Below are 25,207 nucleotides of genomic sequence, written 5' to 3' on the forward strand. Positions count from 1 at the left end.
GGGTGCGAGTTCTGGCAGCGATGAGCGGTGGAGTCGATTCCGCCGTGGCCGCTGCACGCGCCGTGGAGGCCGGGCACGACGTGGTCGGGGTGCACCTCGCGCTCAGCCGGATGCCCGGCACGCTCCGCACGGGCAGCCGTGGCTGCTGCACCATCGAGGACTCGATGGACGCCCAGCGCGCCGCGAACATCATCGGGATCCCGTACTACGTCTGGGACTTCTCCGAGCGGTTCAAGCTCGACGTCGTGGACGACTTCATCGCCGAGTACTCGGCCGGCCGCACTCCCAACCCGTGCATGCGCTGCAACGAGCGGATCAAGTTCTCCGCGCTGCTGGAGAAGGCGCTCGACCTCGGCTTCGACGCCGTGTGCACCGGCCACTACGCGAGCATCATGACCGACGCCGACGGCAACCGCGAGCTGCACCGCGCGAGCGCGTGGGCCAAGGACCAGTCGTACGTGCTGGGCGTGCTCACCGCCGACCAGCTCGCGCACGCGATGTTCCCGCTCGGCGCGACGCCCTCCAAGGCGGAGGTGCGCGCGGAGGCTGCGGCCCGCGGCCTGAGCGTCGCCAACAAGCCGGACTCGCACGACATCTGCTTCATCCCCGACGGCGACACGCGCGGCTGGCTGGCCGAGCACGTAGGAGCCGCGGAGGGCGACATCCTCGACCGCGAGGGCAACCGGCTCGGCTCGCACGAGGGTGCGCACGCCTACACGGTCGGCCAGCGCAAGGGCCTCAACATCGGCTACCCGTCCCCGGACGGCCGCCCGCGCTTCGTGCTGGAGGTCCGGCCCAAGGACAACACAGTGGTGGTCGGCCCGAAGGAGGCGCTCGACATCGCCGAGATCGCGGGCTCGCGGTTCACGTGGGCCGGGCAGGCTCCCGTCGCGCCGGAGACGGCCTTCGCGTGCGACGTCCAGATCCGCGCCCACGCCGACCCCGTTCCCGCGGTGGCCCAGGTGCGCGACGGCGAGCTCGTCGTCCGCCCCGACGAGCCCCTCAACGGCGTCGCCCCCGGCCAGACCGCCGTCGTCTACGTCGGCACCCGCGTCCTCGGCCAGACCACGATCGACCGCACCGTCTCCGCCGTCCCGGCCTGACCGTCGGCAACGGAGGAGATCCTCCCGCGCGGCCCGCGTGTCGGCAGGTAACGGAGGAGATCCGGCACGGCTGGCACCGGATGTCCTCCGTTGGCGACGGCGGGCGGGTGTCGGTAACGGAGGAGATCGGGGGCTGTGGGGGCCGGATGTCCTCCGTTGGCTGGCTTTTGCGGTCGGCGCGGGGTGGATGTCCTCCGTTGGCTGCGGCGCCGTCGGTGGGGGTGAATATGCTTGCGGGGTGACTGACGAGCAGGACGCGCACGCGCGCGCGGAGGCCCAGGACCTGACCACCCGCATCCTCGAGCTGCGCGACGCGTACTACGAGCGCGACACCGTGCTCGTCAGCGACGAGGAGTACGACCGCATGCTGCGGCGCCTCGAGGAGCTGGAGCGCCTGCACCCCGAGCTGCAGAGCCAGGACAGCCCCACCCAGACCGTCGGCGGCCGCGCGCAGACGACGCTGTTCGCGCCCGTCGAGCACGCCGAGCGGATGCTGAGCCTCGACAACGTGTTCTCGCTGGAGGAGTTCGAGGGCTGGGCCGCCAAAGTGGAGCGCGACGCCGGCCGCCGGGTCGACTACCTGTGCGAGCTCAAGATCGACGGCCTCGCGATCAACCTCCGCTACGAGAACGGCGTGCTCGTCAGCGCGGCCACCCGCGGCGACGGCGTCGTGGGAGAGGACGTCACCGAGAACATCCGCCTGATCCCGGCCATCCCGCAGCGACTGGCCGGCGACGGCCCCTTCCCGCCGCTGGTGGAGGTGCGCGGCGAAGTGTTCTTCCCCGTCGCTCAGTTCGACGAGCTGAACGCCCACCAGCAGGAGGCCGGCGAGCGCGTCTTCGCGAACGCCCGGAACGCCGCCAGCGGCTCGCTCCGGCAGAAGGCGGAGGGCAAGAACGCCGCCCAGCTCGCCCTCATGCGCGACCGGCTGCGCCGCCTGCACATGCTCGTGCACGGCATCGGCGCGTGGCGGAACCCGCCGGTGGACGCGCAGTCGCAGGTCTACGAGCTGCTCGGCGCGTGGGGTCTGCCGACCTCCAGCCACTACCGCGTCCTCGGCACGGTCGCCGAGGTGGACGAGTTCATCCGCTACTTCGGCGAGCACCGCGGCAGCGTCGAGCACGAGATCGACGGCATCGTCATCAAGGTGGACGAGCTGGCCCTGCACGACGAGCTGGGGGCGACCTCCCGGGCGCCGCGCTGGGCGATCGCCTACAAGTACCCGCCGGAGCAGGTCAACACCAAGCTGCTCGACATCGTCGTCAGCGTCGGCCGCACCGGCCGGGCGACGCCGTTCGCGGTGATGGAGAAGGTGCGCGTCGCCGGGTCCGAGGTGCGGCAGGCGACCCTGCACAACCAGGATGTGGTGAAGGCGAAGGGCGTGCTCATCGGCGACACGGTCGTCCTGCGCAAGGCCGGCGACGTCATCCCCGAGGTCCTCGGCCCGGTGGTCGAGCTGCGCGACGGCACCGAGCGCGCGTTCGTCATGCCGGAGAACTGCCCGGAGTGCGGCACGAGGCTCGCGCCGGCCAAGGAGGGTGACATCGACCTCCGCTGCCCCAACTCCGAGTTCTGCCCGGCGCAGGTGCGCGGCCGGGTGGAGCACATCGGCTCGCGCGGCGGGCTCGACATCGAGGCGCTGGGGGAGGTCGCGGCCGCCGCCCTCACGCAGCCGCGCTTCCCGGAGACGGCGCCGCTGCCGACCGAGGCCGGGCTGTTCGGACTGACCGTGCGGGAGCTGTTCCCGATCGAGGTCGTCGTCCGCGACTCCGAGACGGGGCTGCCGAAACTGACCGACTCCGGGGCTGAGAAGGTGGACACACCGTTCCGCCGTCGTCGCCAGAAGAAGGACGGACCGTTCCACCCCGATTCCGCGGAGTTCGACGGCGACGAGTTGTACGTTCCCTCCAAGAACGCACTGGAGCTGGTCGCCAATCTCGCCGCCGCCCGCACCAAGCCGCTCTGGCGCATCCTCGTGTCGCTCAACATCCGGCACGTCGGCCCGGTCGCCGCCCGCGCGCTGGCCGACCACTTCGGGTCGCTCGACGCCATCCGGGGCGCCTCCCGGGAGGAGCTCGCCGCGGTCGACGGCGTCGGCGGCATCATCGCCGACGCGGTGCTCGCCTGGTTCGAGGTCGACTGGCACCGCGAGATCATCGAGCGCTGGGCCGCCGACGGCGTGCAATTCGCCACGCCGGGTCACGCCGGGCCCGGCGCGCAGTCCGACGCGGGCGGCGTCCTGGCGGGACTGACCGTCGTCGCCACGGGCTCGCTGGAGGGTTTCACCCGCGAGGGGGCGCAGGAGGCGATCATCTCCGCCGGAGGGAAAGCGGCCTCCAGCGTGTCCAAGAAGACCGATTTCGTCGCTGCGGGACCGGGCGCGGGGTCTAAGCTCGCCAAGGCGGAAGAACTGGGGGTGCGCGTCATCGACGCCGCCCAGTTCGCGATCCTTGTCGAGAAGGGCCCCTCCGGGCTCGAAAACTAGTCCGTCACTTTGTGGACAGACCACAAGTTATCCCCCTGAATCGGGGGTAGAACGTCCATCCGTCCACCCCCCGGATGCGGCTAGAGTCGTGGTGTGCGCTCGCCCGGTGCACGCAAGGGCTTAGCTCGCTCGCTCTCGGAGGGACCCGGACGGAGTGCTGGTCGGCTTTGCAGCAGCTTCTATCGTCACCTCGGTCGTCACAGGACTGACCGGGGCCTTCGTCATGCCTGCCGATATCGCGCAGGCGGCGCCGATCTCCGCGGTCGCCCAGCCCGCTCCGGCGGCCGTCGGCGACGCGCCGGCCAGCTCCGGCCCGGCGGGCGCCGGGGTCTCCGGCGCGAGCGCCGCGGCCGTCTTCGGCTCGATCCGCGCAGTCGACCCCGCCGCGCTGCCTGGGTTCCTCGGCGCGCACGCCTCCGAGCTGAACCGGATGCTGACCAACCCGCCGGCGGCGAGCGACGTCAGCCAGCTCTGGAAGCTCCTCGATCCCGCTCGCCAGGCCCAGCTCGTGAAGTTCGCGCCGCACGTGATCGGCAACCTCGAGGGCGTCCCCTACGACATCCGCGGCAAGGCGAACGTGCTCGACCTCGACCGCACCATCGCCTCCGCGAAGTCCGACCTGCGCACCCAGCGCGGCAAGACCGAGCGGGTCGCCCTCAAGCGCCAGCTCACGACGCTCGGCAACGTCGAGACCGCGCTGAAGAAGAAGGACGGCGTCAAGCGGACCCTGGTCTCGCTCGACACGTCGGCGGACGCCAGGGCCGCGATCGTCGTCGGCGACCTCCGCACGGCGCGCTACGTGAGCGTGCTCGTGCCCGGCATGTACATGGCGGTGGGGGAGCAGGTGGAGAGCTGGGCCGCCGTCGCCCAGGACCTCTACTCGCAGGAGACCGGCTTCCTCAAGCGCTTCCTCGGCTCCCGGTCGAACACCGCGGCCCCGGGCGTCGCGGTCGTGGCCTGGATCGGCTACCAGACCCCTGTGCTGACCAACATCGGCGGCATGGACCTCGCCCGGCAGGGCGCCGACAGCCTGGAGCGCACGCTGATCGGCCTCCAGTCGCTGCGCCAGGCGGACCGGCCGTACGTGAGCGTGCTCGCCCACTCGTACGGGTCGACCGCCGCGCTGCTCGCGCTGGAGAAGGGCACCGTCACCGTGGACGCGCTGGCCCTGATGGGGTCGCCGGGGTCCGACGCCCAGTCGGTGCACCAGCTCGGCGTCCGCGACGGCAACGTGTACGTCGGCAAGGCCACGATGGACCCGATCGTCAACAGCGCCTTCTTCGGCAGCGACCCGGGGGCGCCATCCTACGGCGCGAAGAAGATGGGGGTCGACGGCGCGACCGACCCGATCACCCACAAGAGCCTCACCGGATCGAGCGGCCACAACGAGTACTTCAGTGCTGGGACCGAGTGCATGCGCAACCTCGCGCTGATCGGCATCGACCAGGGCGACCTCGTCCTCAGCTAGCGACGCGTCAGGAGGTCGTCCACCGGCCGCCCCTGGGGCGGGCGCGGGCGGCCGGGGTCACCCTAGAATTGACTCAGCCCACTCAGACACCACGACGGAGACGCATGTCCGAAATCAGCGCAGAACAGGTCGCGCACCTGGCGAGCCTCGCCAGGATCGACCTCAGCCCGGAAGAGATCGAGAGCCTCACCAGCGAGCTCGGCCAGATCGTCGAGGCGGTCGCCAAGGTGCAGGAGGTCGCCGGGCCCGACGTCTCCGCGACCAGCCACCCGCTGCCGCTCACCAACGTGTTCCGGTCCGACGAGGTGCGCCCGTCGCTGACCGTCGAGCAGGCGCTCTCCGGCGCCCCGGCGCGCGAGGGCGACCGGTTCAAGGTCGCCACCATCCTGGACGAGGAGTAAGCATGACGGATCTGACCAGGCTCCCCGCCGCGACCCTCGCCGACCTGCTCGCCACGCGCGAGGTCTCCTCGGTGGAGGCCACCCGCGCCCACCTCGACCGCATCGAGTCGGTCGACGCCGACGTGCACGCGTTCCTGCACGTCGCTGGCGAGAACGCCGTCCGCACCGCGGCCGAGATCGACGGCCGCCGGGCCGCGGGCGACCCGCTCGGCCCGCTCGCCGGCGTCCCCGTCGCGATCAAGGACGTGCTCGCCACCCACGACATGCCGTCGACCTCCGGCTCGCGCATCCTCGAGGGCTGGATCCCGCCGTACGACGCCACGGTCGTCCGCAAACTGCGCGAGGCCGACCTGGTGCCGCTCGGCAAGACCAACATGGACGAGTTCGCGATGGGCTCCTCCACCGAGCACTCCGCGTACGGCCCCACCCGCAACCCGTGGGACCTGGAGCGCATCCCCGGCGGCTCCGGCGGTGGCTCTGCCGCGGCCGTCGCCGCCTTCGAGGCGCCGTTCGCGCTCGGCTCCGACACCGGTGGCTCGATCCGTCAGCCCGCCGCTGTCACCGGCTCGGTGGGCGTCAAGCCGACCTACGGCGGCGTCAGCCGCTACGGCGCGATCGCGCTGGCGAGCTCGCTCGACCAGGTCGGCCCGGTCTCCCGCAGTGTGCTGGACGCCGGTCTGTTGCACGACGTGATCGCGGGCCACGACAAGTTCGACTCCACCTCCCTGACCGACACCTGGCCGTCGATGGCCGACGCCGCCCGGGCGGGTCTGCGCGACGGCGCCCTGAAGGGCGCGCGGGTCGGCGTCGTGCGCGAACTCAACGGCGAGGGCTTCCAGGCGGGCGTCAAGCAGCGCTTCGTGGAGGCGCTGGCGATCCTGGAGGGCGCGGGCGCCGAGATCGTGGAGGTCGAGGCCCCGAGCTTCGAGTACGCGGTCGCGGCCTACTACCTGATCCTCCCGGCCGAGGCGTCCAGCAACCTGGCCCGCTTCGACTCGGTGCGCTTCGGCCTGCGGGTGAACCCGGAGGACGGCCCCGTCACCGTCGAGCGCGTGATGGCGGCGACCCGCGACGCCGGCTTCGGCACCGAGGTCAAGCGCCGCATCATCCTCGGCACCTACGCGTTGAGCGCCGGCTACTACGACGCCTACTACGGCTCGGCCCAGAAGGTCCGCACGCTCATCCAGCGCGACTTCTCCGCCGCGTTCGAGAAGGTGGACGTGCTGGTCAGCCCGAGCGCTCCGACCACGGCGTTCAAGTTCGGCGAGAAGCTGGCCGACCCGATGGCGATGTACCTCAACGACATCACCACCATCCCGGCGAACCTCGCGGGCGTGCCCGGCATGGGCCTCCCGATCGGCCTCGCGCCGGAGGACGGCCTCCCGGTCGGCATGCAGCTCATGACGCCTGCACGTGCCGACGCCCGGCTCTACACCATCGGCGCCGCCCTGGAGCAGCTCCTGGAGGAGCAGTGGGGCGGCAGTCTGCTGAGCCAGGCGCCCGATCTGAGCGCCACCGAGATGTTCGCGAGCGAAGAGGGAGCGGTCTGATGGCCAAGGCCCAGTTGATGGACTACGAGAAGGCCCTCGAACTGTTCGAGCCGGTGCTCGGCTTCGAGGTGCACGTCGAGCTGAACACCGCGACCAAGATGTTCTGCGGCTGCGCGAACGAGTTCGGCTCCGGCGCGAACACGAACACCTGCCCGACCTGCCTGGGCCTGCCCGGCGGTCTCCCGCAGGTCAACGAGAAGGCGATCGAGTCGAGCATCCGCCTCGGGCTGGCGCTCGGCTGCGACATCGCCGAGTCGAGCCGGTTCGCGCGGAAGAACTACTTCTACCCCGACCTGGCGAAGGACTTCCAGACCTCCCAGTACGACGAGCCGATCGCGCACGACGGCGAGGTCACGATCGAGCTGGAGGGCGGCCGCGAGCTGACCATCCAGATCGAGCGCGCGCACATGGAGGAGGACGCCGGCAAGCTCACGCACGTCGGCGGCGCCACCGGCCGCATCCAGGGCGCGGACTACTCGCTGGTCGACTTCAACCGCGGCGGCGTCCCGCTGGTCGAGATCGTCACCAAGATGATCGAGGGCGCGGAGGGCGACGCGCCGGAGGTCGGCCGCACCTACGTGCGCGCCATCCGCGACCTGGTGAAGGCGCTCGGCGTCTCGAACGCGCGCATGGAGGAGGGCAACGTCCGCTGCGACGCGAACGTCTCGCTCCGCCGCCGCGGCTCGTCCGAGCTCGGCACCCGCACCGAGACCAAGAACGTGAACTCGCTGCGCTCGATCGAGCGCGCGGTCCGCTACGAGATCCAGCGCCAGGCGGCGATCCTCGACGCCGGCGGCACGATCACCCAGGAGACCCGGCACTGGCACGAGGACACCGGCACCACCTCCGCCGGCCGTCCCAAGTCGGACGCCGACGACTACCGGTACTTCCCCGAGCCCGACCTGGTGCCCGTCGCGCCGAGCCGCGAGTGGGTCGAGGAACTGCGCGGCACCCTCCCGGAGGCGCCGGCCGCGCGCCGCAAGCGCCTTTCCGCCGAGTGGGGCTTCACCGCCCTGGAGTTCCAGGACGTGGACAACGCCGAGCTGCTGGACGAACTGGAGGCGACCATCGCCGCCGGCGCCACCCCGGCAGCCGCACGCAAGTGGTGGACCGGCGAGATCGCCCGCCTCGCGAACGCGCAGGGCGTCCCGGCCGGCACGCTGGTCAGCCCGCAGCACGTCGCCGAGCTCGCCGCCCTGGTCGAGGAGGGCACACTCACCGACCGCCTGGCCCGCCAGGTGCTGGAGGGCGTCGTCGCCGGCGAGGGCGCTCCGCAGGAGGTCGTGGACGCCCGCGGGCTCGCGGTCGTCTCCGACGACGGCGCGCTGATCGCGGCCATCGACGAGGCGCTCGCGGCCCAGCCGGACGTGCTGGAGAAGATCCGCGACGGCAAGGTCCAGGCCGCCGGCGCGGTCATCGGCGCCGTCATGAAGGCGATGAAGGGCCAGGCGGACGCCGCACGCGTGCGCGAGCTGGTGCTGGAGCGCGCCTCGCAGTGACACCCACCGCCCGCGAGGGGCACGTAGTCGTCATTTAAGACCCCGCTCAGTGACAACAACGTGCCCCTCGGCTATCGGTGCGCGCCTGGGATGGCCGTCAGAGCATCCAGGCGGTGCAGTTGCCGTCGTCGTCGCGCTGCGCGCACTGCCACGACGGCTCGCAGTACAGGAGGTTGCCGTCGGCGTCCACGTGGGCGACGTTCGGCGGCGGGCACTGGGCGAGGGCGTCGTCGGTCGGCGTGCCGTCGGCGGGGGCCGGGTCGGTCGTCTGGCCGCCGCTCGCCGGGCCGCCGGTGGCACCGGAGCCGGCGGGAGCCCCGCCGCCGCTCTGCTGTGCCGCCTGGTCGGCTGCCGCCTGGTCTGCCGCCGCCTGATCCGCAGCCGCCTGTTCTGCTGCGGCCTGCGCGGCTGCGGCCTCCGCGGCCGCCTGCTCGGCCAGCGCCTGCTGCTCGGCCGTGAGCCGCGCGCCGAGCCCGTTGCGGTAGTCGCCCTGATCGTGGCGGAGCGAGTCCGCCACCGCCGCCTGCTGTGCGGCCCTGACCGAGGCGGCGTGCGCGTCCGCCTCGGCAGCGCGCGCCGCGGAATACGTCACCGTCACGATGAGCAGGACGAGCGCGACGATGGCCGCCGCGCTCGCGATGAGGCCCTTGGGGTGCCCCCGCCATGCTTTCGTGAACGTATTCATAGAAAGCAGGGTAGACCATTCGGTCCGCTCCGGCCTAGCACCGCGTGCGGGCCGTGCCGCGCGCTACCGTAGGCGCATGGGCGTCTTCACTCTCGGCGGGCTGACCACGGCTCCCGCCTCCTCCCGCACCGACCTGCTGGCCCCGGCCACCCTCGCGACCGTGACGGAGCTCGGCTGGCTCGACGAGGTCGGCGTCGTGGAGATCGACCCGGACGTGTCCGACACCGCCGCGACCCAGGAGCAGTTCGGCCTCAGCGCCGACACGCTCGCCAACTGCGTCGTGGTCGGCGGCAAGCGCGAGGGCGTGGAGCGGATCGCCGCCTGCGTGGTGCTCGCCACCACGCGCGCCGACGTCAACAACACCGTCAAGCGGCTGCTGGACGTCCGCAAGGCGTCCTTCCTCCCGATGGAGCGCGCCGTCGAGCTGACCGGGATGGAGTACGGCGGCATCACGCCGATCGGACTGCCGGCCGAGTGGCCGTTGCTGGTGGACTCCCGCGTCACGGCCGACGGCGTCGTGGTCATCATCGGGTCCGGCGTGCGCCGGTCCAAGATCCTGCTCCCCGGCCGGCTGCTGGGCGAGCTCCCGTCCGCGCAGGTCATCGACGGGCTCGGTCAGGAGTTCGCACCGCGATGACCGGAGCCGGCGTCGACCGCCTCCTCGGCCCGGTGCGCTCGCACCTGATCGAGACGCTGTCCGGGCGCTCCGACCGCGTCCCGAGCTGGGTGCTGCGCCTGGAGGACGGCGAGGACGAGGGCTTCTTCCCCGCGGGCGGCGCCGCCTGGACGGTGCACGGCGGGATGCCGACGCTCGTCGCCGGAGTCCGCGCCCTGCTGCTGCAGGCGCTGCATCCCGGCGCCCTCGCGGGCGTGCGCGAGCACTCCCGCTACCGCGAGGACCCGCTGGGCCGACTGGCCGGCACGATCCAGTGGATCCACACCGTCACCTTCGGCAGCCGCGGCCAGGCCGTCGCCGGCTCGGAGTTGGTGAAGACCCTGCACGAGCGCGTCCACGGCAGCTACGTCGACGGGCACGGCGTCACCCGCCCGTACAGCGCGAACGACCCCGACCTGGCCGAGTTGGTGCACCTGGCCTTCACCGACGCCTTCCTCACCGCGCACGAGCGCTGGGGGTCGCCGATCCCGGGAGGAGCGGACGGGTACGTGAACGAGTGGGCGACCGCGGCTGAGCTGATGGGCGTCGACGATCCCCCGCGCACCGCCGCCGACCTGCGCGCCCGCATCGACGCGGTGACCGACGCGGGGGAGCTGCGCGGCGGGCCGGACGTGGAGGAGATCGTGCGCTTCATCCGGCGTGCCCCGCTGCGCTGGACGCTGCGGCCGTCGTACAGGGTGCTGTTCCGCGCGGCGGTCTCCACGCTGGAGCCGCGGCACCGCGCGCTGCTCGGGCTGCCCGTCGCCGACCGGCTGCCGATCCACAGCGCGACGGCCGTCGTGCTGGGGGGAGCGCAGGTGCTGCTCGGACCGCGGACGCAGGCGGAGCTGGCTGCCAGGAGGCGGCTGGCGCGGCTGGACGCGACGACGGGAGTCTGACCGGGGCCGGCCCGCTCGCGGCTGTCTGCGCACCGAGCAGTCGGTGCTCCGGACTGTCTGTCCTCCGGTTGTCTGTGAGAACGTGCAACCTGCGCGGCCCGCTTCGGAGCTACGCTGTCGTCCGGTGGCCCGCTCATCGCCGAGCGGACCCGAGTCACCGGAGGTGTTGCCATGACATCCACCCGTCCTACCGCGCCCGACGAGGCCGGGAACAAGGGTCTGAAGGGGGGCGCGCTCGGCCTGGTGTCGAGCGTCGTGGTGGGCGTCGCCTCCACCGCCCCCGCGTACAGCCTCGCGGCCAGCCTGGGCTTCATCGTCGTCGGCGGCACGCTCGCCGCCGGCGTGAAGGCGCCGGGCATCGTGCTGCTGGCGTTCATCCCGATGTACCTCATCGCCGTCGCATACCAGGAGCTCAACAAGGCGGAGCCGGACTGCGGGACGACCTTCACCTGGGCGGCGCGCGCCTTCGGCCCGATCACCGGTTGGATGGGCGGCTGGGGCATCGTCATCGCCGACATCATCGTGATGTCGAACCTGGCGCAGATCGCCGGCAGTTACTCCTTCACGTTCATCGGCGGCTTCGGCCTCCCCGGCGTCGCGGCGCTCGCCAACAACGCCGTGGCCGTGACGATAGCCGGGCTGATCTGGATCGCCCTGATGACCTGGATCTGCTATCGCGGCATCGAGGTGTCGGCGCGCGTGCAGTACGTCCTGCTCGGCTTCGAGATCGTCATCCTGATCTTCTTCGCGGCCTTCGCACTGGCGAAGGTCTACACCGGCAACGCGGAGCCGTACTCGCTGATCCCGCAGTGGTCGTGGTTCAACCCGTTTACCCTCGACTTCGGCAAGACCATCGCCCCCGCACTGCTGACCGCCATCTTCATCTACTGGGGCTGGGACACCGCGGTGTCGATCAACGAGGAGACCAAGAACCCGGAGAAGACCCCGGGCCGCGCTGCCGTCATCAGCACCCTGCTCCTGCTGGCCACCTACGCCATCGTCACCGTCGCCACCGTGGCCTTCGCCGGCGTCGGAGACAAGGGCATCGGCCTCGCCAACCCGGCCAACTCGGCCGACGTGTTCTCGGCGATCGGCCCGACGCTGTTCGGCAGCGGTCCGCTCGGCTCCATCCTGCTGACGCTCCTCGGGTTCTCGATCCTGACCTCGGCGTCGGCCTCGACCCAGACCACGATCCTCCCGACGGCGCGCACGACCCTGTCGATGGCGGTCTACAAGGCCATCCCCGAGAAGTTCGCGAAGATCCACCCGAAGTTCCTGACCCCCACCTGGTCGACGGTCGGCATGGGGATCGCCTCGGCGGCGTTCTACCTGCTGTTCACCTTCATCAGCGTCACCCTCCTGACCGCCCTGATCGGCTCGCTCGGCCTGATGATCGCGTTCTACTACGGCCTCACCGGGTTCGCCTGCGTCTGGTACTACCGCCGGACGCTGTTCTCGAGCTTCCGGCACGCGATCATGCGCGGGCTGTTCCCGCTGCTCGGTGGTGTGATGCTCGTCGCCGTGTTCATCTACGGGGTGATCCAGTTCGCGGCGCCCGATTGGCTGCAGGACGCGAACGGGAAGAACGTGACCATCTTCGGCATCGGCGCGGAGGCCGTGGTCGGCATCGGCGGCATCCTGATCGGCGTCGTGCTGATGATCGTCTGGCGGATCATCCGGCCCGACTACTTCAAGGGCCTCACGCTTCCGCGCAAGAGCGACGACATCGTGCTCGCGCCTGAGGTGGTCGGCGCGGACTCGGTGTTCGGCTCGGTGGCGGCGCGGCTGCCGGCCACCGTCATCGCGCCCGACTTCTCCAACCTCCCCGAGGGCCAGACCCCGGTCAATGCGGATACGCTCGAAGAGGTCGACGAGCCGGCGGACCTGCCGCCGGCCGATCCCGACCTCCCGCGGAAGGGGAGTGAGTGAGCGAACGCAGCCGAACCGTCCACTGGGAGGACCCCGCCCCGGGCGTCGCCGTCATGCCGACGGTGAGCGGCCTCGCGTACCTGCAGAAGATGATCGCGGGGGAGCTGCCGCCGCCGCCCATTGCGAAGCTGATGGGGATGGCCCTGACGGAGGCCGAGACCGGGCGGGCGGTGTTCGTCTGCGAGCCCGACGAGTCGCACTACAACCCGATCGGGACGGTGCACGGCGGACTGGTGTGCACCCTGCTGGACTCGGCGATCGGCTGCGCGGTGCAGTCGACGCTGGCGCAGGGCCAGGGCTACACGTCGATCGAGATCAAGGTGAACTACCTCCGGCCGGTGTTCGCCGGCAGTGGCCCGCTCACCTGCAGCGCGACGGTGACCAAGCCGGGCAACCGGGTGGCGTTCGCGGACGGCGTGGTGACGGACGGCAGCGGGAAGACGGTCGCCACGGCGACGGGGTCCCTGCTGGTGTTCCCGATCGGCTGACGCCCGACCACTTCAGGACGCCGCCGCCTCCTGCTGCGCCACGAGTTGGTCGCGTACCTTCCTGCGGATGACCTTGCCGACGATGCTGCGCGGCAGCTCCTCCACCTGCACGACGTGCTTCGGCACCTTGTACGCGGTCAGGCAGTCCCGGCCGTAGGCACGGATGGCCTCCTCGTCGAACGACGCCCCCGGCTCCATGACGACCGCGGCCACCACGTCCTCGCCGCCGCGGCGGTGGGGGAGGCCGACCACGGCGACGTCCGCGACGCCCTCGAAGCTGCGCAGCGCGTCCTCCACCTCGGTCGGGGAGACGTTGAAGCCGCCGGTGACGATGAGCTCCTTGATCCGGTCCACGATGCGCACGAAGCCGTCCTCGTCCATCGTGACGACGTCGCCGGTGCGGAACCAGCCGTCCGCGGTGAGCGCCTTGGCAGACTCGTCGGCGTTGCGCCAGTAGCCGGAGAAGACCTGCGGTCCGCGGGCGAGCAGCTCGCCCTCCTCGCCGAACGCGCGGTCGACGGCCGGGTCCTCCGGGTCGGCGACGCGGAGCTCCGTGCCGGGCAGCGGGAGGCCGACGGTTCCGGCCCTGCGGGTCGCGCCCACCGGGTTCGCCATCAGCACGGGCGAGCACTCGGAGAGGCCGTAGCCTTCCACCAGATAGCCGCCGGTCTTCGACTCCCACAGGTCCACGATGGTCTGCGGGAGGCTCATCGCACCGGAGATCGCGATGTCGATGCCCGAGAGCGACACCTTCCGCTTCTCGGCGGCCTGCACCAGCCGCTCGTAGATCGGCGGCACGGCGGGCAGGAACGTCGCGGGCCGCTTCTTCACGACATCCAGCACGAGGTCGGGGTCGAACTTCGGGAAGAGCACGAGCCGCGACCCCATGCTCATGGCGAAGGTCAGGCAGAGCGTGAGCCCGTAGGCGTGGAACAGCGGGAGGACCGCGTACACCACCGAGGTGCCGCGCTCGATCGTCGGCACCCACGCGCGCGCCTGCGCCGCGTTGACCGCGAGGTTGAGGTGGCTGAGCATGACGCCCTTGGGCCGCCCGGTGGTGCCGCTGGTGTACTGGATGAGCGCCAGGTCGTCGCGCTCCGGCCGCGGCACGGAGGCCTTCAACCGCCGGGACGACACCAGCGACTCCCACGTGACGGCGCCGGAGACCTTCGCGGTGAGCTGCTCGCGCGCCTTCCGGGCGGCGGGCACCGGGAGGAGGAGGGCGAAGCGCTTGCTCGCGGGCATCCCGCGGGTGATGTCGACCGAGATCACGGTCGCCACGCCGAGGTCGGCAGGGAGATCCTGCACGGTCGGCACGACCTTGTCCCAGACGATCGCCACGGTCGCGCCGTGGTCCTCGAACTGGTGCCGGAGTTCGCGCGGCGTGTAAAGCGGGTTGTGCTCCACGACGACCGCGCCGAGCCGCAGCGCCGCGTAGAACGCGACCACGTGCTGGGGGCAGTTCGGCAGCACCAGCGCGACCCGGTCGCCCTTGCGGACGCCGCGCTTGCGCAGGCCCTCCGCGGCGCGGGCGATCTGGTCGCCGAGCTCGGCGTAGGTCGTCGTCGCGCCGAAGAACTCCAGGGCGACGTGCTTTCCGTACGTCGCGACCGAGTCGTCGATCAGGTGGGCGAGGGAGCCCGCCGGCAGCTCGATGTCGGCGGGGACACCCGGCGCGTAGGCGGAGACCCAGGGACGATCGCTGTAACCACTCACAGACACGAGCCTAGGGGGCCGCCGTCAGCGTGCGCACGGCCTCCTCGATCGGGACGTCTCCGGAGACGACCTCCCAGGTGCGGCCGATCGTGGCGGGGTCGGCCAGGCAGACGGCGATCAGCCGGGCGACGTCCTCGCGTGCGATAGTGCCGCGCGGGACGCTCTCGCCAAGCTGAACCTCGCTCGTGCCCTCGTCGAAGGTCAGTCCGCCCGGGCGCAGGATGGTCCAGTCCAGTCCGGAGGCGCGCAGGTCGGCGTCGGCGTCGCGCTTGGCCTCCACGTAGGCGCGCCACTGCGGGTCGGCGTCCTCCGCCACCGGGCCGTCGACGCCCCAGGCGCTCACCTGCACGAACCGGCGGACGCCGGCGGAGGCGGCGGCCTCTGCGGACTTCACCGAGCCGGCGTAGTCGACCGTGCGCTTGCGGGCGACGCCGGAGCCCGCTCCGGCGCCCGCCGTGAAAACGACCGCGTCGCAGCCCACGAACGCCATCGCGATCGCGCCGGAGTCGGCCTGCTCGATGTCGATGACGTGGCCCTCGCCGCCGAGACGGTAGACGTCGTCGGCGTGCTCGTCGCTGCGGACCAGGCCGACGAACTCGTCCCCCCGGTCGTAGAGCACCCGCATGAGCTGCTGGGCGACTTTTCCGTGGGCTCCGACGATCGCGATTCGACTCATGCCTCCATCTTGCTCCTGTTCCGGTCCGCTCCGCTCACGGCGAACGTGCGCGCGGCCCGGCGGGCGGATGCGTTACGGTCGTCCACATGACCGGTCTGCTGGAGTTCGTGGCGCGTTTCTTCGCGCCGGGCTCCGGCCTGTCGGTGCTCTGGCACTCCGCGGCCTGGCCAGGAGGGCTCTCCGGGCTCGTCGCCCTCGCCGGGCTGGCCGGAGCGATCGGGATCGTCGCGGTCGCCGCGACGGCGGTCGTGCGCTCGGTCGCCGCGCTGGCGGCCTCCCTGCGCGTCCGCGCCGTGTGGTCGAACCCCCTGCAGCCCGCCGCCGGCTGGCTCCTGAAGAGCCAGGCCGACCCGGACGCCGACGGACGCCCGCGCCCGAGAGCCCCTGGCATCCTCCTGCCGGTCGCGTAGCCGGGCGCTTCCCGCCCCTGCGCGGCCAGACGACGTCTTCGTTTCGTTCTGACAGCAGGGATACCACCCATGGACTTCTTCTCGTGGCCGCCGATCGCGGCCATCCTCGACGCGGCCTACGGCTTCGTCACCGCCCTCTCCGCCGCTGTGGAACCCGTCGCGGGCGCTGCGGCCGGCATCGTCGCGATCGTCGTCCTGACAGTGATCGTGCGCGCCCTCCTCCTCCCCGTCGGCGTCAGCCAGGTGCGCGCCGAGTACACCCGGCGCCGCCTCGCCCCGGCCCTCGCCGAGCTCCAGCGCAAGCACGGCACGGACAGGGAGGTGCTCGCCCGCAAGACGATGGAGCTCTACCAGGCCGAGCGCACTTCCCCGTTCGCCGGGATGCTGCCGCTGCTCGCGCAGCTCCCCGTCATCTCGCTGGTCTACGCGCTGTTCACACACGCCACCATCGCCGGCCACGCCAATGCCCTGCTCGACGCGCACGTGCTCGGCGCTCCGCTCGGCACCAGCTTCGTCGGCCTCGCCGGAGCCGGCCCGGTCTGGCCCGCGTTCCTGGTCTACGCGGGTGTGCTCGTGCTCATCGCCGCCGTGACCACGGTGTCGCGGCGCGTGCTCGCCTTGCCGCAACCCGATGGCACGCCGGCGCCGACCGGCGTCGTGCGGGCGCTGTCGTTCCTGCCGTACGTGACAGTGGTCTTCGCGGCGTTCGTGCCGCTCGCCGCCGCCGTGTACATTCTGACCACGACGGCCTGGACCGTCGTCGAGCGGGCCACCCTGCGCCGCCTGCTCGACCCGGAGCGGGGGAGGACCGAGCCATCGACATCGCACTGAGATGGGATGCTGCACTGAGATGGGATGCTTGAACCATGTGGAAGCGTGATCGATCCCGCCCGCCCCGCGACCCCCGCGCGGCGACGCCGGCCTTGGGCGTCGGCGTGCAGGTCTACGTCGTCGAGCAGGAGCCGCCGACGCCCGACGACTGGCCGGGGGAGCCCACCGGGGTGATCATCGCCAACGGGGATCGCAGCCTCCGCCACGTCTCCCTGCCGAACGACGGTTTCACGCACTGGGTCGTCGCGTTCAGCGAGCCGCAGCTCCGCCATGACGGCAGCGGTCCGTACGAGACCGCGACCATCCCGGCCGTCCTGCTGGTCGCCGCCGAGCCCGCGGAGGCCTGAGCCGTGCTCGGGGTCGGCCTGATCCGCGGCATCAACGTCGGCGGCAACGCGCGCGTCGCCAAGGCCGACCTGGCGGCCGCGTTCGAGGCGGCCGGCTTCGAGGATGTTGTGACGCTGCTGCAGAGCGGCAACGTCGTCTTCCGCGGGACGGGCGCACCCACCGCCGCGCAGGCCGGTGCGGTCACCGCGGCGCTGGCGGAGTCGTCCGGGGTGACCGCGGGGGTCGTCCTGCTCCCGGAGGAGCGCTTCCGCCGGATCGCGGCGGACAACCCGCTGGTTGATATCGCGGACGACGACTCCCGGCTCGTCGTGACCTTCCTCGACCACGACGTGCCCGCCGGCGTGAGCGCGCCGGACGACGCTGACCTCGCCCCGGAGATCGTGCGGCTGGGCGAGCGCGCCATCTACCAATGGAGCCCGCTCGGCGTCTCCAAATCGGTCGTGCCCGCCGCGTTCTGGCGCAGCCTCGGGCCGGTGGCGACGGGACGCAACCAGCGCACCGTCCTGCGCCTGATCGCCGAGCTCGACCGGCGCGGCTGAACGCAGAAACCGACGCACTGCTGGAGGTCACCGGCTGCTCTTACAATGACGGCATGTTCGTCGAGGGCACCCTTCGATGGCAGGTCACCGAGGACTGTCCCTGGGACCTGCTGATCGCGCTCGCCCTGCGCGACCTCGTGGGCCTCGACAACAGCAGGGAGCCCGCCCTCCCGCGGGTGTCGCCTGCGGTCGTGCCCGCGATGCACGGGTCGGCGGAGCGGGGCGCGGGAGCAACGACCCTCGCGGCGAAGGACGTGCTGGAGACCCAGTGGTACGCCCTCTTCGAGCGGGCAGCCGACCGGGAGCACCGCCCGATCACCCCGCTGCTGCAGCCTCCGCACTTCGCCGCGCTCGATCGCGCGATCGAGCTGCAGGACATCGTGCTCGCCCAGCACGAGACGGCCGCACGCTGGGCGCGCGAGCGTCGCGCCGAGTACGCCCGCGCGAGCATCGAGCACCACGCCACCCGCGCCGCCGACATCGTGGACGTGGTCCACGAGCGGGAGCACGACCTCCGACGCCAGGCCGGCTACTTCCGGCTGGACATCGACGTGCTCCCGCTCGCCGAGCGCGGCGCGTGGATCGTCGGCCCGCACACGGTCGTCGTCAGCACCTCGCTGCGCGACGACTCGGAGGCGTTCCGCGACTGGTTCCGGCCGCTCGTCGCCGCGCTCGTGTGAGCACCGCGCTCGCGAGCTAGGCCACCCGCTGCGGCGGGGAGGTCGTCTCCGCCGGATCGGTCACCGCGACGTCCCCGACCGCCTCATCGATGCGGGCGAGCACGTCGCCGCTGAGCCGGACGCCCGCGGCCTTCACGTTGGAGGCCACCTGCTCCGGCCGGGAGGCGCCGACGATCGCGCCGGACACGTTCGGGTTCTGCAGCACCCACGCGATCGCGAGCTGCGCCATCGTCGCGCCGAGCTCGTCCGCGATCGGCTTCAGCCGCTGCACGGAGGACAGCACGTCGTCGCGCAGGAAGCCCTTGATCGCGTTCGCGCCGCCCTTGTCGTCCGCGGCGCGGCTGCCCTCGGGGAGCGGCGCGCCCGGAAGGTACTTGCCGGTCAGCACGCCCTGGGCGACGGGGGACCAGACGATCTGCGAGACGCCGAGCTCGGCGGAGGTCGGGACGACCTGCTTCTCGATGACGCGCCAGAGCATGGAGTACTGCGGCTGGTTCGAGATGAGCTGGAAGCCGAGCTCCTTCGCCAGCGCGTGCCCGGCGCGGAGCTGGTCGGCCGTCCACTCGCTCACGCCGATGTAGAGCGCCTTGCCCTGCCGCACGATGTCGGCGAAGGCCTGCATCGTCTCCTCGAGGGGCGTCTCGTAGTCGAAGCGGTGCGCCTGGTAGAGGTCCACGTAGTCGGTGCCGAGCCGGGTGAGCGAGCCGTCGATGGACTCCAGGATGTGCTTGCGCGAGAGTCCGGTGTCGTTGTGGCCCTTCGGGCCGGTCGGCCAGTAGACCTTCGTGAAGATCTCCAGCGACTGCCGGCGCTGGCCCTTCAGGGCGTCGCCGAGCACCTGCTCTGCGGCGGTGTTCGCGTACGCGTCCGCGGTGTCGAACGTGCTGATGCCGGCGTCGAGGGCCGCGTGGACGCACTGCGTCGCCGTCTCGTTCTCGACCTGGGAGGCGTGGGTGAGCCAGTTGCCGTAGATGATCTCCGAGATCTTGAGACCGGAGTTGCCGAGGTATCTGAATTCCATGCCTCCACGCTAGCGCCGCGTCCGGGCGGCGGCGGGCCGGATGTCGTGGCCGGATGGGAGGATTGACCCGTGGGCAAGGTTCTCGGTGGGTAGGGCAGACGGCAGCGACCGGCGGGTGACGACCGCCGACGTCGACGACGCCGACGCCACGATCCTGCACGTCGACATGGACGCCTTCTTCGCCTCCGTCGAACTGCTCGACCGCCCGGACGCCCGCGGCAAGCCCGCGATCGTCGGCCACGCCGGCGGCCGCGGCGTCGTCACGAGCGCGACGTACGAAGCGCGCCGGTTCGGCGTGCGCAGCGCCATGCCGGTCTCCCAGGCGCTGCGGCTGTGCCCGACCGCGATCATCCTGCCGCCGCACTACGAGAAGTACACCGAGTACTCCGGCAAGGTGATGGACATCTTCCACGAGGTGACGCCGCTGGTCGAGCCGCTCAGCATCGACGAGGCGTTCCTCGACGTCGCCGGAGCGCGGCGCCTGCTGGGATCGCCGCGGCGCATCGCCGAGCTCATCCGCTCGCGCGTCAGGGAGGAGACCGGCCTCACGTGCTCGGTCGGTGTCGCCGGCACGAAATTCATGGCCAAACTCGCCTCCGGCCACGCCAAGCCGGACGGAATGCTCGTCATCCCGCCGGCCGACACGGTGGCCTACCTCCGCCCGCTCCCGGTCGGCGCGCTCTGGGGCGTCGGCGCGAGCACCCAGTCCTCCCTGGAGCGGATGGGGATGCGGACGGTCGCCGACCTGGCCGACGCGCCGCTGACAGTCCTGCAGCGCGCCGTCGGCGATGCGACCGCGCACCGGCTGCATGAGCTCGCCAACGGCCGCGACCCCCGGCGGATCGTCACGGCCTCCCGCGAGAAGAGCATCGGCCACGAGAACACCTTCTCGGTCGACGTGGAGGACGCCGACACTCTGCGCCGCGAGCTGCTGCGGCTCTCCGGGCGGGTCGGCGAGCGCCTGCGCAAGCACGGGATGGTCGGCAGGACCATCGCGCTCAAAGTGCGTTTCTCCGACTTCCGCACCATCACCCGCTCGCGCACCCTCGCCGAGCCGACCAACGTCGGGCGGCGGCTGTTCGAGGAGGCCTGGGACGTCTTCGAGACGCTCGATCTCCGTCTGAAAGACACTCCGATCCGGCTGGTCGGCGTGCGCGCAGAGCAGCTCGCCGACGCCGGCGGCGACGCGCTCGCGCTCTGGGACCCGGACGAGGAGTGGCGGGAGGCCGAGCGCACGCTCGACGCGGTCAGCGCGCGCTTCGGTCGCGGCGCCATCGGGCCGGCCTCCCTGGTGCGGAGGTCGCGCGACGCCGAGCAGGCCGAGCGCGACGGCCGCAACCCGCGCTGGCTGAGCGACTAGCGCCGACGCACACGTGCCCCGGGCAGAACCGCCCTGGTCACGCCGGGAGCCGCCGGGTACGGTGAAGCCATGACGAACCTCTCCCTCAAGCTCGCCGAGACGATGAGCTCCTCCGGAATCAAGTCGGTCTACGGCGAGCCGATCGTCGTCGACGGCACCACGATCGTCCCCGTCGCCGCCGTGCAGTTCGGCTTCGGCGCGGGTGAAGGTCCGGGCGACGACTCGGCGCCGGGAGGTGCGGGCGGCGGCGGCGCCGCTGTCCCGTTCGGCGCGTACATCAGCGACGAGACCGGCGTGCGGTTCCGCCCGAACCTGATCACACTGCTCGCGGTCGCCATCCCGTTCGTGTGGGTGGCCGGCCACGCCTGGGCACGGGTCATCCGCGCGCTCAAGCGGTAGCGCGCACGCGCACAGCCGTCTCACGGTCTACACTGGGCTCCTGAACACGGGAGTCCGGTGAGCCGGGCTGAGAGGAAGCTTCTCCAAGTTTCGACCGTCGAACCTGATCTGGGTCATGCCAGCGCAGGGAGGCATCTCACAATCCCGTGCCCTCATTTCTGAACAGAAGGGGCACGAACAGTGCACGCAACTATTTCGTCCGTCTCCGCGCCGTCCAGGCGCATCCTCCGCTGGCGGGTCGTCGACATCGTCGTCGCCAGCGTCGTCGCCGTCGCGGCCGGCGTCGTCTTCTGGGTCTGGGGTCAGGCCTACAACCCGATCTCGGGACCGGTGACCGCCGTGCTCCCCGGCTTCCAGGGCATCCTGAACGGCCCGTGGCTGTTCGCCGGCGTGCTCGTCGCGCTCATCGTCCGCAAGCCCGGCGCCGCCCTGTACGGCGAGGTCGTCGCAGCCGTCGTCTCCATGCTGATCGGCACGCAGTGGGGCTTCGCCACGCTGCTGTCCGGCGTGGTGCAGGGCCTCGGCGCGGAGATCGTCTTCGCGCTGTTCCTCTACGCCCGCTGGAACCTGGTGACCGCGCTGATCGCGGGCGCGGGCACCGGCCTCGCCGAGTCGGTCCTCGACCTGATCTACTCCTACCCCGGCGCCAAGCCGGAGTTCGTGATCGTCTACACGATCACGACGACCATCTCCGGCATCGTCGTCGCCGGTCTCGGCTCGTGGCTGCTGGTCAAGGCGATCGCTCGCACCGGAGCGCTCAACCGGTTCGCCGCGGGCCGCGAGGTCACGGGGCGGGTCTAGGCGACGGCCGGGAGGCTGTCATGCCTGAGCTGAGTCCTGCCGGTTCTCCGCCGGCCCCGGTCGCCGTGCACGTCGGCGACTGGGGCTGGCGGCACGCCGGCCGCCAGGCCTGGGCGGTCCGCGGGCTGAGCCTGTCGATCGAGCCGGGGGAGCGGGTGCTGCTGCTCGGCGCGTCCGGCGCGGGCAAGTCGACCCTGCTCGCCGGGCTCGCCGGCGTGCTGGGCGGCGACGACGACGGTGAGGCGGAGGGCGACCTCCGCGTCGGCGGCCGGCATCCCGCGGAGGCGCGCGGAGCCTCCGGCCTGCTGCTGCAGGATCCGGACGCGCAGGTGATCCTGGCCCGGGTCGGCGACGATGTGGCGTTCGCGTGCGAGAACCTGGGCGTCCCGCGCGACGAGCTGTGGGCGCGCGTGCGCTGGTCGCTGGACGCGGTCGGACTCGACCTCCCGCTGGACCGCTCGACCGCGCAGCTCTCCGGCGGCCAGAAGCAGCGGCTCGCGCTGGCGGGCCTGCTGGCGATGCGTCCCGGCCTGCTCCTGCTGGACGAGCCGACCGCGAACCTCGACCCTGACGGCGCGCGGGAGGTCAGGGACGCCGTCTCCGCCGTGCTGGAGCGGACCGGCGCGACGGTGATCGTCGTGGAGCACCGGGTCGCCGTCTGGCGGGAGCTGGTGGACCGGGTGATCGTGCTGGACGCCGCGGGCGGCGTCCTGGCCGACGGAGCGCCGGAGACGGTGCTCGCCGACACGGCAGGACGGCTCAGGGAGGCCGGTGTCTGGCTGCCCGATGAGCCCGTGCCCGCCGCACGACAGGTCTCCCAGGGCGCGCCGCTGCTGGAGGCCGGGTCGCTCGCCGTCGGGCGGTCGCCGCTGTTCGCCGGCCGTCGCTCCCGCACGCGCTCCGAGCGCGGCGGCGACCTCCTGGCGCACGCGCTCCCCTTCCGGACGGACGTCACGATCGCCGAAGGCTCCGCCCTGGCGCTCACCGGCCCGAGCGGGATCGGGAAGTCGACGCTGGCGCTCACGCTCGGCGGCCTGATGCCGGCCCTGGGCGGAACCCTCACCGCCGCACCCGCCCTGGCGTCCGGAGCGTCCTCCGCTCCCGTCGCCTGGCGCTCGCGCGAGCTGCTGACGCGCATCGGGACCGTCTTCCAGAACCCCGAGCACCAGTTCATCGCCTCCACCGTGCGCGACGAGCTCGCCGCCGGGCCGCGCGCGCTCGGGCTCGCGCAGGGCGAGATCGCCGCTCGCGTCGATCAGCTCCTGGAGGCCCTCGGGCTCGCCGCGCTCGCTGATGCGAACCCGTTCACGCTGTCCGGCGGCCAGAAGCGCCGTCTCTCGGTCGCGACAGCGCTTGCGACGCGCCCGCGCCTCCTCGTCCTGGACGAGCCGACGTACGGCCAGGACGCGAACACCTGGCGCCGGCTCGTCGAGCTCATCGCCGGGCTGCGTGAGGGTGGCCACGCCGTCGTCGCCGCCACCCACGATGCCGAGTTCGCCGCCGCCATCGGCGCCGACGCGCTGCGGCTGGACGCCAGGCGGGAGGCGGTCGCGTGACCATCGCCGAACCCGTCCGCAACGGCCCGCTCGCGACCCTCAACCCGGTGTCCAAACTGGGCGCCGCGCTGATCGTCACCGCCGTGCTGCTGGTCTCCATCGACCCGGTTTCGGCGGGCGTGGCGCTCGGGCTGGAGCTCGTCCTGCTCTGCTTCGCCGCGATCCCCGTGCGCGTGCTGCTCGTCCGGACCTCCCCGATCCTGATCGCGGCGCCGCTTGCGGGACTCACCACCGTGCTCTACGGCCGGACCTCCGGCACCGTGTATCTGCACTGGTGGGCGATCGAGGTCAGCGACGGCTCCCTCCAGCTCGGCCTCGCGACCTTCCTGCGCGTGCTCGCGATCGGGCTGCCCGCCGTGCTGCTGTTCGTGACCATCGACCCGACCGACCTCGCGGACGGCCTCGCCCAGCTGCTCAAGCTGCCCGCGCGCTTCGTGCTCGGCGGGCTCGCCGGCCTCCGGCTGGTCGGGCTCTTCGTGGACGACTGGCGCGCGCTCACTCTCGCGCGGCGGGCGCGCGGGGTGGCGGAGACCGGGGCGCTGCGGCGTTTCCTCGGCCAGTCGTTCTCGCTGTTCGTGCTCTCCATCCGTCGCGGGTCCAAGCTCGCGACGGCGATGGAGGCCCGCGGCTTCGGAGCGCCCGTCGCGCGCACCTGGGCGCGCCCCTCGGTGTTCCGCGGGCGGGACTGGGTGACGCTGGCGGTCGCCCTCCTGGTCGCGGGCACGGCAGCGGCCGTGGCGATCGCAGTGGGGAGCTGGAATGTCCTGGGATCCTGACGAGCGGCCGGAGCTGTGCGAGCTGCTCAGCGCGGTCGCGGACGCGCTGGAGGCGACCGGGGGAGAGACGGCTCCCGTCGTCCTGATCGACGGCCCGAGCGGTGCGGGGAAGAGCTCCCTCGCCGACCTGCTCGTGCGGCACTGGCCCGGCGCCGAAGCGCCGCGCCTGGTCAGGATGGACGACCTCTACCCGGGCTGGGACGGCCTCCTCGCCGCGAGCGGCGCGCTGGCCGGCGACCTGCTGGAGCCGCTCGCCCTCACCGGCCACGGGCGCTGGCGCCGGTGGGACTGGGCGGGTGAGGGGCCGGCCGAATGGCACGACGTCGCCGGCACGGCGCCCGTCATCGTGGAGGGCTGCGGCACCCTCGCCGCCGCCAGCGTCCGCTGGACGCACCTCGCGATCTGGCTGGACGCCGACGACGCCCTCCGCAAGGCACGCGCGCTCGACCGCGACGGCGCGACGTTCGCGTCGCACTGGGATCAGTGGCAGTCCGAGTTCGAGGAGTACCTGGCCCGTGAGGACCCGCGGAGGCGTGCCGACGTCGTGCTGGACATCACCGACTGGCCGATCCGCTCTGCACCCCGGCATCCCTCCGGGTCTACGGTGGTGCCATGAGCGAGACATCCCACCCGGACACCGAGTACATCGTCGAATACGCGGACGGCCCCCTCGTCGGGACGGCCGAGCGGCGCTACCTGGTCGGCGGCAAGGTGGACGAGCGGATCGGGGCAGTGGCAGCGGTCGAGGGCCTGGAGTCGCTGTTCTGGTACGTCGCGGGCGACGAGCGCAGCGTCAACGGCGAGCGTCACGTCTCGTACCACTTCGACGCTCCCGACAGCGACCCGGTCGAGGCCGACAAGGACGAGGAGTCGCTCTAGCGGCTCGGCACGATGCCCCGGGAGTCGGTGACTCCCGGGGCATCGTGCGTCAG

26 protein-coding genes and 1 riboswitch are annotated in these 25,207 nt (G+C 72.0%); of the genes, 22 read left to right on the plus strand and 4 right to left on the minus strand.

What is annotated here, in order from left to right:
* Positions 1-2: 2 nt before the first annotated feature.
* The 6 genes from mnmA (at position 3) to gatB (ending at position 8,506) form a co-directional block, all read left to right on the plus strand.
* Positions 3-1,103, plus strand: a complete 1,101-nt coding sequence (gene mnmA / locus ABH923_RS00135; RefSeq protein ID WP_370052932.1) for a tRNA 2-thiouridine(34) synthase MnmA — start codon at positions 3-5, stop codon at positions 1,101-1,103.
* Positions 1,104-1,290: 187 nt separating this feature from the next.
* Positions 1,291-3,588: an NAD-dependent DNA ligase LigA gene (ligA, locus tag ABH923_RS00140; RefSeq protein ID WP_370052934.1), complete on the plus strand. Its 2,298-nt coding sequence runs from the start codon at positions 1,291-1,293 to the stop codon at positions 3,586-3,588.
* A 223-nt stretch (positions 3,589-3,811) separates the two neighbouring features.
* Positions 3,812-5,056, plus strand: a complete 1,245-nt coding sequence (locus tag ABH923_RS00145; RefSeq protein WP_370052935.1) for an alpha/beta hydrolase — start codon at positions 3,812-3,814, stop codon at positions 5,054-5,056.
* Between the two features lie 104 nt (positions 5,057-5,160).
* The gene (gene gatC / locus ABH923_RS00150) at positions 5,161-5,457 is read left to right on the plus strand and encodes an Asp-tRNA(Asn)/Glu-tRNA(Gln) amidotransferase subunit GatC (RefSeq protein WP_370052937.1); all 297 of its coding nucleotides are present in this window, start codon (positions 5,161-5,163) and stop codon (positions 5,455-5,457) included.
* Between the two features lie 2 nt (positions 5,458-5,459).
* Positions 5,460-7,007 carry an Asp-tRNA(Asn)/Glu-tRNA(Gln) amidotransferase subunit GatA gene (gene gatA, locus ABH923_RS00155; RefSeq protein ID WP_370052939.1) on the plus strand — a complete coding sequence of 516 codons (1,548 nt, stop codon included), beginning with the start codon at positions 5,460-5,462 and terminating at the stop codon, positions 7,005-7,007.
* The gene (gene gatB, locus ABH923_RS00160) at positions 7,007-8,506 is read left to right on the plus strand and encodes an Asp-tRNA(Asn)/Glu-tRNA(Gln) amidotransferase subunit GatB (protein ID WP_370052941.1); all 1,500 of its coding nucleotides are present in this window, start codon (positions 7,007-7,009) and stop codon (positions 8,504-8,506) included. Before gatA ends, gatB begins: the two co-directional genes overlap by 1 nt.
* Positions 8,507-8,603: 97 nt before the next feature.
* Here gatB and ABH923_RS00165 read toward each other — a convergent pair whose 3' ends face one another.
* Positions 8,604-9,191: a hypothetical protein gene (locus ABH923_RS00165; protein ID WP_370052943.1), complete on the minus strand. Its 588-nt coding sequence runs from the start codon at positions 9,189-9,191 to the stop codon at positions 8,604-8,606.
* 76 nt (positions 9,192-9,267) lie between these two features.
* On the opposite strand from ABH923_RS00165, the gene ABH923_RS00170 reads away from it, so the two are divergent.
* The 4 genes from ABH923_RS00170 to ABH923_RS00185 all read left to right on the plus strand — a co-directional run bounded on the left by ABH923_RS00170 (position 9,268) and on the right by ABH923_RS00185 (position 13,162).
* Complete coding sequence (locus ABH923_RS00170) at positions 9,268-9,828, plus strand: YbaK/EbsC family protein (protein WP_370052944.1); 561 nt, start codon at positions 9,268-9,270, stop codon at positions 9,826-9,828.
* The gene (locus ABH923_RS00175) at positions 9,825-10,745 is read left to right on the plus strand and encodes an oxygenase MpaB family protein (protein WP_370052945.1); all 921 of its coding nucleotides are present in this window, start codon (positions 9,825-9,827) and stop codon (positions 10,743-10,745) included. Before ABH923_RS00170 ends, ABH923_RS00175 begins: the two co-directional genes overlap by 4 nt.
* A 171-nt stretch (positions 10,746-10,916) precedes the next feature.
* Positions 10,917-12,674, plus strand: coding sequence for an APC family permease (locus ABH923_RS00180; RefSeq protein WP_370052947.1), 1,758 nt, complete (start codon positions 10,917-10,919; stop codon positions 12,672-12,674).
* 53 nt (positions 12,675-12,727) lie between these two features.
* The gene (locus ABH923_RS00185; protein WP_370057246.1) at positions 12,728-13,162 is read left to right on the plus strand and encodes a PaaI family thioesterase; all 435 of its coding nucleotides are present in this window, start codon (positions 12,728-12,730) and stop codon (positions 13,160-13,162) included.
* 12 nt (positions 13,163-13,174) lie between these two features.
* On the opposite strand, the gene ABH923_RS00190 is transcribed toward ABH923_RS00185, so the two are convergent.
* Both ABH923_RS00190 and ABH923_RS00195 read right to left on the minus strand, forming a co-directional pair.
* Positions 13,175-14,878 (minus strand): long-chain-fatty-acid--CoA ligase, encoded by a 1,704-nt coding sequence (locus ABH923_RS00190; RefSeq protein ID WP_370052949.1) that lies wholly within the window; start codon positions 14,876-14,878, stop codon positions 13,175-13,177.
* 10 nt (positions 14,879-14,888) lie between these two features.
* Positions 14,889-15,554, minus strand: coding sequence for an SDR family oxidoreductase (locus ABH923_RS00195; protein ID WP_370052950.1), 666 nt, complete (start codon positions 15,552-15,554; stop codon positions 14,889-14,891).
* A gap of 86 nt (positions 15,555-15,640) precedes the next feature.
* Between ABH923_RS00195 and ABH923_RS00200 the strand changes: the two genes are divergently transcribed.
* The 5 genes from ABH923_RS00200 (at position 15,641) to ABH923_RS00220 (ending at position 18,362) form a co-directional block, all read left to right on the plus strand.
* Positions 15,641-15,964 carry a DUF6412 domain-containing protein gene (locus tag ABH923_RS00200; RefSeq protein WP_370052952.1) on the plus strand — a complete coding sequence of 108 codons (324 nt, stop codon included), beginning with the start codon at positions 15,641-15,643 and terminating at the stop codon, positions 15,962-15,964.
* Between the two features lie 69 nt (positions 15,965-16,033).
* On the plus strand, positions 16,034-16,795 hold the full coding sequence (locus tag ABH923_RS00205; protein ID WP_370052953.1) for a YidC/Oxa1 family membrane protein insertase: 762 nt from the start codon (positions 16,034-16,036) through the stop codon (positions 16,793-16,795).
* A gap of 35 nt (positions 16,796-16,830) precedes the next feature.
* Positions 16,831-17,142, plus strand: coding sequence for a hypothetical protein (locus ABH923_RS00210; RefSeq protein WP_370052955.1), 312 nt, complete (start codon positions 16,831-16,833; stop codon positions 17,140-17,142).
* 3 nt (positions 17,143-17,145) lie between these two features.
* Positions 17,146-17,682, plus strand: coding sequence for a DUF1697 domain-containing protein (locus ABH923_RS00215; protein ID WP_370052957.1), 537 nt, complete (start codon positions 17,146-17,148; stop codon positions 17,680-17,682).
* 53 nt (positions 17,683-17,735) lie between these two features.
* Positions 17,736-18,362 carry a hypothetical protein gene (locus ABH923_RS00220; protein ID WP_370052958.1) on the plus strand — a complete coding sequence of 209 codons (627 nt, stop codon included), beginning with the start codon at positions 17,736-17,738 and terminating at the stop codon, positions 18,360-18,362.
* A 16-nt stretch (positions 18,363-18,378) separates the two neighbouring features.
* On the opposite strand, the gene ABH923_RS00225 is transcribed toward ABH923_RS00220, so the two are convergent.
* Complete coding sequence (locus ABH923_RS00225; RefSeq protein ID WP_370052960.1) at positions 18,379-19,383, minus strand: aldo/keto reductase family protein; 1,005 nt, start codon at positions 19,381-19,383, stop codon at positions 18,379-18,381.
* A gap of 85 nt (positions 19,384-19,468) precedes the next feature.
* On the opposite strand from ABH923_RS00225, the gene ABH923_RS00230 reads away from it, so the two are divergent.
* From ABH923_RS00230 to ABH923_RS00260, 7 genes are all read left to right on the plus strand, one after another.
* The gene (locus tag ABH923_RS00230; protein WP_370052962.1) at positions 19,469-20,743 is read left to right on the plus strand and encodes a DNA polymerase IV; all 1,275 of its coding nucleotides are present in this window, start codon (positions 19,469-19,471) and stop codon (positions 20,741-20,743) included.
* A 69-nt stretch (positions 20,744-20,812) separates the two neighbouring features.
* Complete coding sequence (locus ABH923_RS00235; RefSeq protein ID WP_370052963.1) at positions 20,813-21,142, plus strand: GerW family sporulation protein; 330 nt, start codon at positions 20,813-20,815, stop codon at positions 21,140-21,142.
* A gap of 45 nt (positions 21,143-21,187) precedes the next feature.
* A riboswitch (TPP riboswitch) is annotated at positions 21,188-21,289 on the plus strand.
* Between the two features lie 33 nt (positions 21,290-21,322).
* A complete protein-coding gene (locus tag ABH923_RS00240; protein ID WP_370052965.1) occupies positions 21,323-21,943 on the plus strand; it encodes an ECF transporter S component in 621 nt (206 codons plus the stop codon).
* 20 nt (positions 21,944-21,963) lie between these two features.
* Complete coding sequence (locus ABH923_RS00245; RefSeq protein WP_370052967.1) at positions 21,964-23,499, plus strand: ABC transporter ATP-binding protein; 1,536 nt, start codon at positions 21,964-21,966, stop codon at positions 23,497-23,499.
* Positions 23,496-24,275 (plus strand): energy-coupling factor transporter transmembrane protein EcfT, encoded by a 780-nt coding sequence (locus tag ABH923_RS00250; RefSeq protein ID WP_370052968.1) that lies wholly within the window; start codon positions 23,496-23,498, stop codon positions 24,273-24,275. Before ABH923_RS00245 ends, ABH923_RS00250 begins: the two co-directional genes overlap by 4 nt.
* The gene (locus ABH923_RS00255; RefSeq protein ID WP_370052969.1) at positions 24,259-24,891 is read left to right on the plus strand and encodes an ATP-binding protein; all 633 of its coding nucleotides are present in this window, start codon (positions 24,259-24,261) and stop codon (positions 24,889-24,891) included. The genes ABH923_RS00250 and ABH923_RS00255 overlap by 17 nt, the downstream gene beginning before the upstream one ends.
* The gene (locus ABH923_RS00260; protein WP_370052971.1) at positions 24,888-25,154 is read left to right on the plus strand and encodes a hypothetical protein; all 267 of its coding nucleotides are present in this window, start codon (positions 24,888-24,890) and stop codon (positions 25,152-25,154) included. Before ABH923_RS00255 ends, ABH923_RS00260 begins: the two co-directional genes overlap by 4 nt.
* Positions 25,155-25,207 lie beyond the last annotated feature (53 nt).

It is taken from the genome of Leifsonia sp. EB41 (assembly GCF_041262565.1).
Classification (GTDB): Bacteria; Actinomycetota; Actinomycetes; order Actinomycetales; family Microbacteriaceae; genus Leifsonia.